At 43.9% G+C, this 12,810-nt stretch carries 14 protein-coding genes; 10 read left to right on the top strand and 4 right to left on the bottom strand.

All coding sequences use genetic code 11. The features are described 5' to 3' along the window. Window positions 1–64: 64 nt before the first annotated feature. Entirely contained in the window at window positions 65–1,870 is a 1,806-nt protein-coding gene (gene lepA, locus ABEB05_RS15080) for a translation elongation factor 4 (RefSeq protein WP_265791026.1), read from the bottom strand. 164 nt (window positions 1,871–2,034) lie between these two features. Further along, on the bottom strand, window positions 2,035–2,304 hold the full coding sequence (locus ABEB05_RS15075; protein ID WP_265791027.1) for a hypothetical protein: 270 nt from the start codon (window positions 2,302–2,304) through the stop codon (window positions 2,035–2,037). A gap of 563 nt (window positions 2,305–2,867) precedes the next feature. Between ABEB05_RS15075 and ABEB05_RS15070 the strand changes: the two genes are divergently transcribed. Then, entirely contained in the window at window positions 2,868–3,797 is a 930-nt protein-coding gene (locus ABEB05_RS15070) for an SMP-30/gluconolactonase/LRE family protein (RefSeq protein WP_265791028.1), read from the top strand. A gap of 134 nt (window positions 3,798–3,931) precedes the next feature. On the opposite strand, the gene ABEB05_RS15065 is transcribed toward ABEB05_RS15070, so the two are convergent. Continuing rightward, window positions 3,932–4,063, bottom strand: coding sequence for a hypothetical protein (locus ABEB05_RS15065; protein WP_265791029.1), 132 nt, complete (start codon window positions 4,061–4,063; stop codon window positions 3,932–3,934). A gap of 33 nt (window positions 4,064–4,096) precedes the next feature. On the opposite strand from ABEB05_RS15065, the gene hisG reads away from it, so the two are divergent. The 8 genes from hisG (at window position 4,097) to ABEB05_RS15025 (ending at window position 11,021) form a co-directional block, all read left to right on the top strand. Then, window positions 4,097–4,978, top strand: a complete 882-nt coding sequence (gene hisG / locus ABEB05_RS15060) for an ATP phosphoribosyltransferase (RefSeq protein ID WP_265791031.1) — start codon at window positions 4,097–4,099, stop codon at window positions 4,976–4,978. Continuing rightward, on the top strand, window positions 4,978–6,264 hold the full coding sequence (hisD, locus tag ABEB05_RS15055) for a histidinol dehydrogenase (protein WP_265791032.1): 1,287 nt from the start codon (window positions 4,978–4,980) through the stop codon (window positions 6,262–6,264). The genes hisG and hisD overlap by 1 nt, the downstream gene beginning before the upstream one ends. Before the next feature lie 13 nt (window positions 6,265–6,277). Beyond that, the gene (gene hisC, locus ABEB05_RS15050) at window positions 6,278–7,339 is read left to right on the top strand and encodes a histidinol-phosphate transaminase (protein ID WP_265791033.1); all 1,062 of its coding nucleotides are present in this window, start codon (window positions 6,278–6,280) and stop codon (window positions 7,337–7,339) included. Next, window positions 7,336–8,226: an imidazoleglycerol-phosphate dehydratase HisB gene (gene hisB / locus ABEB05_RS15045; protein WP_265791034.1), complete on the top strand. Its 891-nt coding sequence runs from the start codon at window positions 7,336–7,338 to the stop codon at window positions 8,224–8,226. The genes hisC and hisB overlap by 4 nt, the downstream gene beginning before the upstream one ends. Before the next feature lie 9 nt (window positions 8,227–8,235). Then, window positions 8,236–8,832, top strand: a complete 597-nt coding sequence (gene hisH / locus ABEB05_RS15040; protein WP_265791035.1) for an imidazole glycerol phosphate synthase subunit HisH — start codon at window positions 8,236–8,238, stop codon at window positions 8,830–8,832. A 213-nt stretch (window positions 8,833–9,045) separates the two neighbouring features. Continuing rightward, a complete protein-coding gene (locus ABEB05_RS15035; RefSeq protein ID WP_265791036.1) occupies window positions 9,046–9,423 on the top strand; it encodes an HU family DNA-binding protein in 378 nt (125 codons plus the stop codon). A gap of 277 nt (window positions 9,424–9,700) precedes the next feature. Then, entirely contained in the window at window positions 9,701–10,279 is a 579-nt protein-coding gene (locus ABEB05_RS15030) for a TetR/AcrR family transcriptional regulator (RefSeq protein ID WP_265791037.1), read from the top strand. After that, window positions 10,260–11,021 (top strand): outer membrane lipoprotein-sorting protein, encoded by a 762-nt coding sequence (locus ABEB05_RS15025; RefSeq protein ID WP_265791038.1) that lies wholly within the window; start codon window positions 10,260–10,262, stop codon window positions 11,019–11,021. The genes ABEB05_RS15030 and ABEB05_RS15025 overlap by 20 nt, the downstream gene beginning before the upstream one ends. Window positions 11,022–11,069: 48 nt before the next feature. On the opposite strand, the gene ABEB05_RS15020 is transcribed toward ABEB05_RS15025, so the two are convergent. Beyond that, window positions 11,070–11,417 (bottom strand): four helix bundle protein, encoded by a 348-nt coding sequence (locus ABEB05_RS15020; protein WP_265791039.1) that lies wholly within the window; start codon window positions 11,415–11,417, stop codon window positions 11,070–11,072. Window positions 11,418–11,553: 136 nt separating this feature from the next. On the opposite strand from ABEB05_RS15020, the gene ABEB05_RS15015 reads away from it, so the two are divergent. Further along, window positions 11,554–12,774: an ABC transporter permease gene (locus tag ABEB05_RS15015; RefSeq protein ID WP_265791040.1), complete on the top strand. Its 1,221-nt coding sequence runs from the start codon at window positions 11,554–11,556 to the stop codon at window positions 12,772–12,774. Window positions 12,775–12,810 lie beyond the last annotated feature (36 nt).

The following is a 12,810-nucleotide window of genomic DNA, read 5'->3' as shown; positions in this document are numbered from 1 at the left end:
TTAGTAGTATTATTGTCGTTTACATAACGCACTTTGCATTAGGATATTACAAGATATGGACGATTTAATCATCATCCATAGATAATACCGCAAGAAATGCTTCTTGTGGTACTTCTACAGTTCCCACCTGTTTCATTCGCTTTTTCCCTTCCTTTTGTTTTTCCAGAAGTTTTCGTTTTCGGGAAACATCTCCGCCATAACATTTTGCCGTCACATCTTTTCGTATAGCCGGAATAGTCTCCCGGGCGATAACCTGCGAACCAATAGCAGCCTGTATGGGTACTTCGAACTGATGTCGTGAAATCAGATCTTTCAGTTTCTTACACAATTTGCGCCCCAGATCATAGGCTTTATCACGATGTGTAATGCTTGAAAGAGCATCCACCGGGTCGCCATTAAGCAAGATATCCAGTCGAACCAAATCTCCTTTCCGATACTCAAGAAAGTCATAATCCAGCGAAGCATACCCTCGGGTACCGCTTTTAAGCCGATCATAAAAATCAAACACTACTTCTGCCATCGGCAACTCGTAGGTGATATCCACACGCTGACTCTGCATATGTATCTGGTTTACATACTTACCCCTTTTCTCCTCACAAAGTTTCATAACCGGGCCAATATAATCAGAAGGGGTAATAATGCTGGCTTTTATATAAGGCTCATATACGGCATCCACATTGGCAGGATCCGGCATTTCACTGGGATTATCAACCGTTACTTTCTTCTGCTCATTTTTCTCGGTCATATGAACTTCATACTCCACATTGGGAACGGTCGTGATAATATCAATATCAAATTCGCGATCAAGGCGTTCCTGAACAATCTCCATATGCAGCATACCCAAAAATCCGGCGCGAAATCCAAATCCAAGCGCCTTGGACGTCTCGGGCTGATATGTAAGGGAGGCATCATTCAGCTGTAGCTTTTCCAGTGCAGAGCGCAGATCCTCAAAATCATCGGATTGAGTCGGGAATAAGCCACTAAATACCATTGGTTTCGGTTCCTGGTAGCCCGGAATGGGTTTATCGGCAGGGTTCTCTGTTGAAGTAAGAGTATCTCCTACCCGCGCATCCTGCAGAGATTTCACACTTCCGATAACATATCCCACATCACCGGCTTCGAGCTTATCTGTTTTTACTTTTTTCAGCTTCAGGTGCCCGATCTCTTCCGCTTCATAATCTTTATCAGTGGCCATAAAGTGAATGCCTTCGCCCTGTTTCAGGCTTCCTTCCATAACTCGAACATATATAATGGATCCACGATAGGTATTAAAAATCGAATCAAATATAAGCGCTCTCAGGGGTTTGTCGGTATCTCTCCCTGGTGCAGGAATCTGCTCTACAATTGCTTCGAGAAGTCCATCCACCCCCTCACCGGTTTTGCCGGATACATGTAAAATATCTTCATGGTCGCAGCCGATTAGATCCACAATCTGCTGGCCTACGCCTTCAGGATCTGCGCCGGGTAAATCTATTTTGTTAAGGACCGGTACAATTTCCAAATCCTGTTCAATAGCCTGATAAAGTGTAGAAATAGTTTGGGCTTCAACTCCCTGAGCAGCATCGACTACCAACAGTGCTCCCTCACACGCTTTTAATGCCCGGGACACCTCGTAAGAGAAGTCAACATGTCCAGGCGTATCAATGAGATTAAAAATCACATTCTCACCATTAGGACGCTCATAATCCATCCTGATAGCATGGCTTTTAATCGTAATGCCCCGCTCGCGTTCCAGATCCATATCGTCAAGTATCTGCTCGTGCATCTCGCGCTCGGTAATAGCACCGGTACGCTCCAGAAGTCGGTCAGCGAGCGTTGATTTACCGTGATCGATATGAGCTATAATACAGAAATTACGAATGGGAGTCATAGGCTTGTGCTACCTGCACAGGTTTGCTTATAAAAAAGAACGCTTAAGATACAAAATTAAGCGCCTGTTTTCACACTCAAATGTGAGAAAGGATAAAATATTTACTCAATAAAAAAGTCCGATACTTTTATTCGCATCGGACTCTGCTGAAATACAAACACCCTTTACTTATTGGGTATATCAAGAGATTCATCAGCAACGGGGCTTAACAACTCCACATGGAAACGGAATTCTTCTCCTTCAATAGTCATCGTTTCATACATATCGCTGATGAGTTCAAAAACAACTTCGGTCTCTCCCCGAACACTTGTAGATAAGTAGTTAACATCTACCTCCACTTCGTGCTGTGCGACTAATTCAAGCAAAAAGTCTACACTTTCGCGTGGATCAGCTGATTTTAGAGGGATATAGGTTAATTGAGCAGTAGTTATCATAATAAGATATCTGATTGATTGCTGTATTAATCACTTAACTTTTTAAGTAGTAAGGATAATCGTTTCCCGCTAATAGTTCAATCATAAATATAGCTTGTCTCATCACTAAAAAAACAGACGCCGTTCACCTCATTTAAAACCTATTTATTTTCCGGGAACATATTTCCAAATAGTCACTATAAAATCAGCAAAAAAGAAATCTTTCATTAGCTAAATCATGATAAAGAAACGAATCGGAAGCGCTTTTCTTCAATTAGCCATTTTTACTCTTTTGCTAATTGGGGTTGTAGCTACAATGTCAGCTTAATTAAGCTCATTGCTTTTTAAGACATTTCAATATCAGATAAATTATTTCTGGATATAATTGCAATGGTGTGTTGGTTTATTCATATTTGAGCACTGCAATAAGTAAGTGGTCCATAGAATAATTGAGACGATTGAGAACAGGGATAACTTATTAGGGATAACCGAACGACCACTTATGGGATACACTTAAGAAAATTTAATACTCTTCCAGTTTAATATTTTAGATCACTCTCCAACTTTAAATAAAACAGACTCTTATGGATAAAAAACAACTATTATCGCAGAGCGTACTCATGTTGCTGCTGCTCATATTTACCAGCTGCAGCTCAGATACCGAACAACAAGAGGAAGAAGCTCCCACGACATCACTGCAAGAAGTGGACGATCGAATAACAGTAATTGACCAAGGATTATCCGGCCCGGAAGCAGTTCGCTATGATCCGGATCAAGATGTTTATTTTGTTTCCAATTTTAATGGATCCAGCAGTGAGGCCGATTCCAATGGGTACATCGCCAAAGCCCGGCCAGATGGCTCTATTGACTCACTGAAGTTTATGACCGGTACTGAGGAAGCCCCCCTGCATTCTCCGCGAGGTATGTATATTACGGGAGACACACTATATGTAGCTGACCTTAAGGGTGTACACGGATTTAATAAGCAAACAGGCGAACAGGTTGCATTCAACGATTTCACAGATTTTGAACCCGGCTTTCTCAATGATGTTGCCGTCGACACGAATGGCACAATATATGTTACGGACACCGGACAGGCCCGGGTTTATCAAATAAAGGGATCCAATATTTCCATTGTTGCCGATTCACTCGCTGATCCACCCAATGGAATCACGCTGGATGAAAACAATAATCAGCTGGTAATTGCTCCGTGGAATGGCGGACAAATATTCCGCTCGTTCTCACCCGCTGACTCTACTCTTCAGGATTTCATTACGGTGGAATCGGGTGGAAACTTTGATGGCATAGAGCCTTATAATGGATCTTTCCTGGTTTCCAGCCAGAATGATTCCAGTCTCTACCTGATAAGTAATAACCAGGAAAGCAAAGCACTCATCAAAACTGGACCCGAACCGGCTGATATTGCGCTCGACACTAAACGTGAACGAGTTGCCATTCCTTATATTGAGTTAGACCGGGTGGATATCTGGCAACTTAATACGGAAGAACGATAATTATATTCGGACTTTTATTTATTTTTGATATTTAAAAGGGGATTACGCAAGTAATTCCCTTTTTTTATGGATTAACTTTGCAGAAATTTTCTTTACATTAATTTTATATGGAAGATTTCTTAAAAAATATTATCTTAGAAGCGATGCAAAAAAATATGATCCATATTGACTCCCTCCACCATCATGGCGGTTTCGACCGTCAATAGCATTGCTACAGGCAGCTTAAGCTGCCCTCCACCCTTTTTATTCTTATTCTCTCTTAACAAACTTCTTTTCAATTATATCTATCCCTAATTGCTATGGAACGAACTGCCGATTCTAAAACTTCACTACGTATCGCGATCCAGAAATCAGGGCGTCTGACCGACAAGACTATTGATCTGCTCAAAGGTATCGGACTCCGTTTTGATGATTATAAACGCAATCTACTGGTAAAATGCCGTAATTTCGATGTAGAGTTACTTCTTATTAGAGATGATGATATTCCGGAATATGTTCAGGATGGAGTCTGCGATCTCGGTTTTGTAGGAGCCAATGTCACCGCCGAAACCGGGGCAAATGTAAGCGTACTCCGCGATCTGGATTACGGCGTATGCCGGCTGTCACTGGCAGCTCCCAAAGATGGTGATATCCAAACAACAGAAGACTTCGATGGAAAAACCATTGCCACCAGCTACCCTAAATTAACCCGCGATTTTTTGGATAAACAGGAATTGAACGCCAATATTGTTACTATTTCAGGCGCCGTTGAGGTTGCACCCCGCTTGGAAGTAGCAGATGCTATTGTAGATTTGGTATCTACCGGTAATACGCTGAAAGCAAACGGACTTCAGGAATTGAATACCATCCTTGAGTCGGAAACGCAACTCATCCGCACAAATAAGGAACTCTCACCCGGAAAAAAAGAACTGATCGACAAGTTCCTCCAGCGCATGGATGGCCATCAACAAGCCGAGCGCAGTCGATATATTATGATGAATGCTCCTAAAAAGGCCGTGCCTAAAATAAAGGATATTATCCCCTCTCTAAACAGTCCGACGGTAATGCCTCTGGCCGACGAGGATATGGTAGCTATACATACCGTTATCCCCATTGATCAGTTCTGGATTGTCATGGAAAAACTAAAAGCCGAAGGAGCTACAGGAATTGTTATTTTACCAATCGAAAGCATGATTCTGTGATGAAACAATACGACATTACAAAACTTACCAAGGAAGAGATACAGGATCTCTGCCAGCGGCCTAAAATGGATTTTATCTCCATCTTTTCAGAGGTAGAGCCAATCATAGATAAGGTTAGGCAGAAGGGAGATTCAGGAGTTAGCTATTATACCAAAAAGTTCGACGGTGCTTCGCCGGATACCATTACCGTTAATCCTGCTGATCTTTCGATAAATCTGACATCCTCCACTCGTAACGCTATTGATACCGCTTTTGAAAATATCCAGCGTTTCCACAAAGGCCAGCTGCCCCAACCTTTAGAGGTGGAAACCATGCCCGGAGTGAAGTGCCAGCGGGTATCGCGACCTATAGAAAAGGTAGGGCTGTATGTACCCGGCGGAACTGCTATATTGCCTTCTACGCTTATGATGCTGGGAATTCCGGCGAAGTTGGCAGGATGCAAGACCATTGTTACAGCCACTCCTCCCCACAAAGACGGAAGTATTGCCGATGAAATTATCTATATCGCTCAAAAAATTGGGATTACAAAAATCCTTAAAGCGGGCGGAGCCCAAGCCATCGCGGCAATGGCATACGGTACGAATACGGTACCCAAAGTGGATAAAATTTTAGGCCCCGGCAATCAATATGTTACGGCCGCTAAAATGATGCTCCAAAACAGTGAAGCACAAATTGCCATTGATATGCCGGCCGGACCTTCAGAAGTACTGGTTATTGCCGACGAAACGGCCAATCCGGAGTTTGTAGCCGCCGACCTGCTTTCCCAAGCGGAGCACGGTCCTGACAGCCAGGTTGTTTTAGTTGCTACTAAAGACTTTGACCTGGGGGCCTGCTCAACTGCGTTGGAAGAACAACTTATGAGACTTCCCCGTAAGGATGTAGCCCAAGAAGCCATTAACAAGAGCTTTACCTTAATCGTAAATAATCTGGAACAGGCATTTGACTTCTCTAATCAATACGCACCGGAACATCTGATCGTCCAATGTGAGGATGCCGAACAGTGGCAGAACAGTATTTACAACGCCGGATCTGTTTTCTTTGGCCAATGGACCCCCGAGAGTGCGGGCGACTATGCTTCCGGAACCAATCATACGCTTCCAACCTATGGCTATGCCCGTATGTTCAGCGGGGTATCGGTTGATTCGTTTCTTAAACAAATTACCATGCAGACCATCAGTCGGGAAGGATTACAAAATATTGGTCCGACCATAGAAAAGCTGGCCTCCCTTGAGGAACTCGAAGCTCACCGCAGAGCAGTCTCAATTCGATTAAATAATCTGAAATAATTTTCAGCTCGTTATGTCTAATCCATTTGATCTCGAAAAAATTGTACGACCCAATATCAAGCATCTAAAACCCTACCACAGCGCCCGGCAGGATTTTAGCGATGGCCTGTTATTGGATGCCAATGAAAACAGCCTCGGAGCTCCCTACCAGGAGGCAGAAGGACTACACCGTTACCCTGATCCTTCTCAATCCAGATTGCGCGATTTCATTGCTGATTGGCGCGGAGTAAGAAAGGAAAATGTGTTTACCGGTGTGGGGAGTGACGAAGGGATCGATCTATTGTACCGAATATTTTGCAGGCCGGGACAAGACCGCGTTCTTACTACCCCTCCCACCTACGGAATGTATACGGTTTCGGCTGACATCCATAATATTGCTGTGGATTCAGTACTGTTAACGGCAGAAACATTCCAGCTTAATGTGGATGAGATTCTCAATACCATCCGTGACGAAACCAAACTGCTTTTTCTTTGTTCTCCCAACAATCCCACGGGCAACACTTTTAAAAGATCATCAATAGAACAACTGATTAAAGCCTTTCCAGGTATTGTCGTCATTGACGAGGCCTATATCGATTTCAGTGAAGAGCCAAGCTGGGCTTCAGAGGTCGTTAATTATCCCAACCTGGTGGTCCTGCAAACCCTGTCAAAGTCCTTCGGACTGGCTGGCATCCGCCTGGGGATCTCCTATGCTTCCGAAGATATTATCAATTACATGATGAAGGTTAAGGCTCCCTATAATATCAATCAATTGACCTCGAACTATGCGGTACAGGCTTTTGAAAATCTTAATACCGTTCGATTTAATATTGATGCAATAAAAAAGGAACGGAGCCGCCTCCGCGGAGAGTTAGAAAGGGTACCAACTATCCGAAAAATTTATCCGAGTGAAGCTAATTTCCTGCTTGTGAAAATTGATGATGCTCTGACCATATATAACAAGCTGACACAGCAAAATGTGATTGTTCGTTACCGGGGAAATGAACCACACTGCGACAGCTGCCTGCGTATCACCGTTGGTACGCCGGATGAAAATAAGCGCTTAATTTCAGCACTAAAACAACTAACGCCATGAATATTAGAATATCGTTAGAGGCATTATCCGGAAAGAATGAAACTTTACTTTGGAGCGGGGCTCTATACGGTCTTAAAAGGCTACAGGAATTAGGTCACAGGCTCTTTTTTCTCATCGATGATCTGTCTAACAAACAAAAGGATCTGCTGGAGAACGAAAAAATAAAGGCCACAGCATCCATCCCGGAGGAAACAGATTTACAGGTCATTGCCGACAACGGAAAGCTAGAAGTTATTACCAGAGAGGGGAAAACGATTGAAGAAGCCTCTGACTGGATCACCATCAGTAATCGGATATGCTTCCCCACTCGGAAGGCCACGCTGTCTCGGCAGACCGCTGAAACGGACATCCATATTAAGCTGAACCTTGATGGCACCGGTAAAAGTGCCATTGACACGGGACTTCCTTTCTTCGACCATATGCTGGAACAAATTGCAAAACACGGACTTATCGACCTGGAGCTTAGTTGTAATGGCGACCTTGAAGTAGATGAACACCATACCATTGAGGATGTAGCTATTGCTCTTGGAGAAACCGTCACTAAAGCCCTGGGTAACAAAGTGGGCATTAGCAGATATAGCTTTGTACTCCCGATGGACGAATCCCAGGCAACTATAGCCCTGGACCTGTCGGGCCGCCCCTATTTAAAGTTTGAAGGCTCTTTTGACCGGGAAAAAGTAGGAGACTTCCCCACCGAAATGGTGGAGCACTTCTTTTACTCCCTGGCCATGAATCTACAGGCTACCCTCCATATTTCCGTTGTGGGGGATAATGCTCACCATAAAATTGAAGGTTGCTTTAAGGGTTTTGCCCGCTGTCTGAGAGCCTCTGTCAGCCGAAGTGAACGAAACGCAAATATTCTTCCCAGTACTAAAGACTTACTTTAATACATATTCATGATTGCAATCATTAATTACGAAGCCGGAAACCTTGCCTCAGTATCCAATGCGCTGCAACGTTTAACGATTCCACACACGATTACAAATAAGGAATCTGAACTGGATAAAGCCGATGGTATTATTTTTCCGGGAGTAGGTCATGCTACCCCGGCAATGGCTTCCTTGCGTGAAAATGGACTTGATAGCTGGCTTAAGCAGACTACAAAGCCAGTACTAGGCATCTGCCTGGGTATGCAGCTGTTTTATGAATCCTCGGAAGAGGGAGACTCGGAAGGACTCGGAGTTATTCCCGGACGGCTAAAAAAGTTTGATTCTTCCCAACACAAGGTCCCGCATATGGGATGGAATACCTTCTCGGATGTTAACGCCCACCCTTTGGTCAAAGGATTCGGTACCGAAGAGTATTTCTATTATGTACATAGTTATTATGCTCCTGAAAATGAATTTACGACTGCAAGCTGTCACTATATCAACGAATTTTCTTCGGTTGTTTGCAGAGATAACTATATGGGGGTACAGTTCCACCCTGAGAAATCCGGAAAAGAAGGATCATTGCTGCTCCAGAATTTCATACAGATCGTTTCCAGCGAGTAAAACTGTTCTGAGTTAACAGAATATAGTGGAAACACCGTAACGGGTATGTTAACAGGTTTACTGCACAGCCTGTGCATGGAGACCGTTAGGAAATTTTTCGAAAAATATTCCTTGACTGGAATCTAAAAAATAAGCAGTCTGTTGATGACTGCCTTCCCTCCCTAATCGCAGGAACAGGCAAGAGAGAAAACCGTAACCAGATTATCCAGTATTATGGCTATACCCTACACTATCGTCAAGCAAAAGAATCCCCGGAATACCAATCAGACCCTATATTATCCCCGCGCCGCATCCAACGGAGTGGTTGAATTAGAAGAGATCATCTACAAACTGGAACAAATGAGCACCCTGAGCGGCGCCGATATTGAAGCGGTGCTATACGGACTTACTGATCTGGCCGCCCGGGAACTCTCCAACGGGAAAATCGTGCGTTTTGGTCGGCTGGGCAGCTTTCGCATTACATTTGAAGCCTCAGCCTCGGAATCCAAGGAAACGATTAGCCCGGACAATATCCGCAAAGCAAAACTGCGCTTTCAACCTCATCAACGCTTTAAACAGATGCTCAGTACAGTAGAGTTCAAGGAGAAGTAACCTTCTTTCGGTCATTTAACATATGTTATTTATTATTTAGCATATCTCATATGTAGAAATAACACATGTTGTTTTCCCTACTCCTGCGGATGTTCTTGAGAAAAGGTAGTGGTTATCCAGCAAGGAAGTGCGCAGAGCTATTTATCGAAGCAACTTTCTTATAATATTCCTCTTCTGGGCTTCGGCTACATGCCTCCCCTGTGCTGTAATATTCTCTGCTTGTACATCAGTGAAAAAGTTGCTATAATTTTGACTGAACGTTTAGTCAATATAAATTATGTCTCCCAGAACACCACAACAGAACGAAGAGATTCGCCAGCAAAGCCGGAAACAGATTATTGACGCCGCCTTTGAACTATTTGCCAACGAAGGATATTCCCACACCAGTATTTTAGCAATAGCCAGGAAAGCCAGCGTTTCCAAGGGACTGATCTATCACTATTTCGACAGTAAAGAGTCTATTTTAGTTGCAATCTTTGATCAGATGGTGCAAATAGGCGAAGAGATGCTGGATTTCCCCGACCATTTTACTTCCACTGACAAAATAAAACAGGTATTGAACCAAACATTTGAGTTCATTGAAACTCAACCCGGTTTAGGGCGGTTAATGATTCGCTTAGCTCTCCAGCCGGATACTATGAGTACATTGAAACCCAAGATTGATGAAGTCCAAGAAGCTCAAATGGTACAACACGCACAAATACTGGAAGACCTGGGGTATGAAAATCCTAAGCTTGAAGCTTATGAACTTGGAGCTATACTGGATGGTGTTTTACTTGGTTATGCTTCTCAGGGCGATGATTATCCACTAAAAGAAATGAAAACCAAAATTATGGATGACTATGTACCCTCTTAAATCAATATTGATATCTATTGTCATTTCGGGCATGGTTGCCTTGCCGGTTTATGCGCAGGAGGCCACGGAGATTGTACGTAAAGCCGACCAAAAGATGCGCGGGGAGTCCTCGAAGACTGAGGCCACGATGACCATTGTGCGTCCAGACTGGGAGCGGGCCATCTCCATGAAAACATGGAGCCGGGGCACTGACTACGCGCTGATTCTTATTACTGCACCGGCTCGCGACGAAGGCACAGCCTACCTGAAACGCGGAAACGAGATCTGGAACTGGGTGCCTAATGTCGGACGTACCATCAAGCTGCCTCCCTCCATGATGATGCAGTCCTGGATGGGATCGGACTTTACCAATAATGACCTCGTGCGCGAATCTTCTATCGTCACTGATTATGAGCATGAGCTGCTGGGTGAGGAAACCATCCGGGATTACGAGACGTATAAAATTGAGATGGAACCCACCCCTGATGCGCCGGTCGTCTGGGAGCGGGTGCTCATTTGGATATCCAAAGAGGAATTCCTGCAGCTGCGCATTGAGTTCTATGACGAGCGCAATGAGCTGGTCAACACGATGATTGCTTCCGAGATAACGGAGTTCGATGGAAGGAGATTACCCTCCCGTATGGAGATGATTCCGGCAGATAAAGAGGGACACAAAACAATAATGGAATACCAGTCTATGAACTTTAACGAAGAGATCTCTGAGAGCTTTTTTACGGTCCAGAATATGCGAAGAGTAGATTGAAACCAGTAAACAGTGTATCAGTAAACAGTTAACAGTATAATAAACTTATTAATTTATGCGGGTTTTCTTAAGTATAGTAAACAAAATTCTGGCAAGCTCATCGGCGTCAGCATGCATGCTTGTATATATTGCTTCATCAATAAATTCCGTGTCTTTTAACAATGACAACCAATATTTGGTTTCCAGGCATTCTTTGTATGAAATCGAGAGCTTGGATGAAAAATCAGCTGTGGATATAGCACCATTGGCTTCGGCTATATTGGCCCCAATACTGGTACCGCTTTTAAGCAACTGCTTGGAAAGAATAAATTCTCGCTTCTCCAGACTTAAATATTGATATGCTTTGGTAATGCGAATAGCAAATGCGTACGCTTTTTTATACAAATTATTGTCCATATGTCTCTCATAATATATGTAGTTAACGATTTTAATAGTAAGATCTATTTGGACCGTCTTCCTTACAAAAAATTTATTGTGGCTATTGGCACACTATACGCTGACACACTGAACACTGTTAACTGATCACTGAAAAATGCTTTTTCTCAAACTCGCATGGCGAAATATCTGGCGGAATAAGCGCCGCACACTCATTACGATGGCATCGGTGGTGATGGCAGTGCTGTTAGCCTCCGTGATGAGCTCCATGCAGGAGGGGTCCTACGACCAGATGATTGACAACACGGTCGGCTCATCTACCGGACATATCCAGATACAGGCACAGGGATATCACGATGAGCCAACTCTTGACAACAGTTTTGAGATTGACTCTACTCTGTTGGAAGAAGTAGCTGAACAGCTGGGCGTCGCCTCCGTAATTCCACGTATTGATTCTTATGCACTATCTGCCGGAGAGGAACGTTCCCGCGCTGCAATGGTAATCGGCATTGATATCGAAGCAGAAAAATCGCTCAGCGAACCTCATGAGAAGATCGTTGAGGGTACCTATCTTGAGAACAATAATCAGCAATCAGCACTGGTAGCAGCGGGACTAGCGGACTACCTTGATGTGACAATAGGTGATACGCTCATACTACTGGGACAAGGTTTCCGGGGTACCAATGCTAGCGGGGCCTATCCTATTGGAGGAATCATTGAGTTCGGTATCCCCGATATGAATAACTCATTGGTGTATCTTCCACTGCAAACCGCCTCCCGGTTTTACGGCACCTACGATCGGCTAACCGCCTTAGTCCTCCTGGCCGAACGTCCTGAAGATGTACAAGCAATCACCCGCTCGCTCCGCTCTCAGCTGCCGGAACAATATGCAGTCCTCGACTGGCAAACCCTTATGCCTGAGCTGGTACAGGCCATCCAGGCCGATTCGGGAAGTAACTTCATCATCCAGCTTATTCTCTATATGGTGGTTGGTTTCGGAATATTTGGAACAGTATTGATGATGACTGCCGAACGTAAATTCGAGCTGGGTGTTATGATTGCCACCGGTACCTCCCGAATAAGTGTAGCAACTATTCTGCTGCTTGAGATGATCTTTATTACTTTTATGGGCACCCTCGTTGGAATGATTGCCAGCGTTCCTTTCATGTATTATTTCAACCGGAATCCAATCTACTTCAGCGGTGATGCTGCTGCCGCTATCAAAGAATGGGGTATGGAGCCGTTTGTCCAGTTTTCAACAGATCCGTCTATCTTTTTGACTCAAGGAGCTATTGTACTGAGCATTACGCTGCTAATCTGCATATATCCCCTGTGGTATGCCTTCAAACTTCAACCTGTAAGTGCAATGAGACAGTAGAAATTAAGAATTTGGAATTAAAAATTAATGAGCCAA

Origin of the sequence: Fodinibius salicampi (assembly GCF_039545095.1) — a bacterium.
Taxonomy (GTDB): domain Bacteria; phylum Bacteroidota; class Rhodothermia; order Balneolales; family Balneolaceae; genus Fodinibius; species Fodinibius salicampi.
Note: the sequence above shows the minus strand (reverse complement) of the source record. Positions and strands in the feature narration are given on the sequence as shown.

Excerpts from the sequence above, each read along its gene's own strand:
- lepA (WP_265791026.1), bottom strand. The coding sequence starts at position 1,870 with ATGACTCCCATTCGTAATTTCTGTATTATAGCTCATATCGATCACGGT.
- ABEB05_RS15075 (WP_265791027.1), bottom strand. The coding sequence starts at position 2,304 with ATGATAACTACTGCTCAATTAACCTATATCCCTCTAAAATCAGCTGAT.
- ABEB05_RS15070 (WP_265791028.1), top strand. The coding sequence starts at position 2,868 with ATGGATAAAAAACAACTATTATCGCAGAGCGTACTCATGTTGCTGCTG.
- hisG (WP_265791031.1), top strand. The coding sequence starts at position 4,097 with ATGGAACGAACTGCCGATTCTAAAACTTCACTACGTATCGCGATCCAG.
- hisD (WP_265791032.1), top strand. The coding sequence starts at position 4,978 with ATGAAACAATACGACATTACAAAACTTACCAAGGAAGAGATACAGGAT.
- hisC (WP_265791033.1), top strand. The coding sequence starts at position 6,278 with ATGTCTAATCCATTTGATCTCGAAAAAATTGTACGACCCAATATCAAG.
- hisB (WP_265791034.1), top strand. The coding sequence starts at position 7,336 with ATGAATATTAGAATATCGTTAGAGGCATTATCCGGAAAGAATGAAACT.
- hisH (WP_265791035.1), top strand. The coding sequence starts at position 8,236 with ATGATTGCAATCATTAATTACGAAGCCGGAAACCTTGCCTCAGTATCC.
- ABEB05_RS15035 (WP_265791036.1), top strand. The coding sequence starts at position 9,046 with ATGGCTATACCCTACACTATCGTCAAGCAAAAGAATCCCCGGAATACC.
- ABEB05_RS15030 (WP_265791037.1), top strand. The coding sequence starts at position 9,701 with ATGTCTCCCAGAACACCACAACAGAACGAAGAGATTCGCCAGCAAAGC.
- ABEB05_RS15025 (WP_265791038.1), top strand. The coding sequence starts at position 10,260 with ATGACTATGTACCCTCTTAAATCAATATTGATATCTATTGTCATTTCG.
- ABEB05_RS15020 (WP_265791039.1), bottom strand. The coding sequence starts at position 11,417 with ATGGACAATAATTTGTATAAAAAAGCGTACGCATTTGCTATTCGCATT.
- ABEB05_RS15015 (WP_265791040.1), top strand. The coding sequence starts at position 11,554 with ATGCTTTTTCTCAAACTCGCATGGCGAAATATCTGGCGGAATAAGCGC.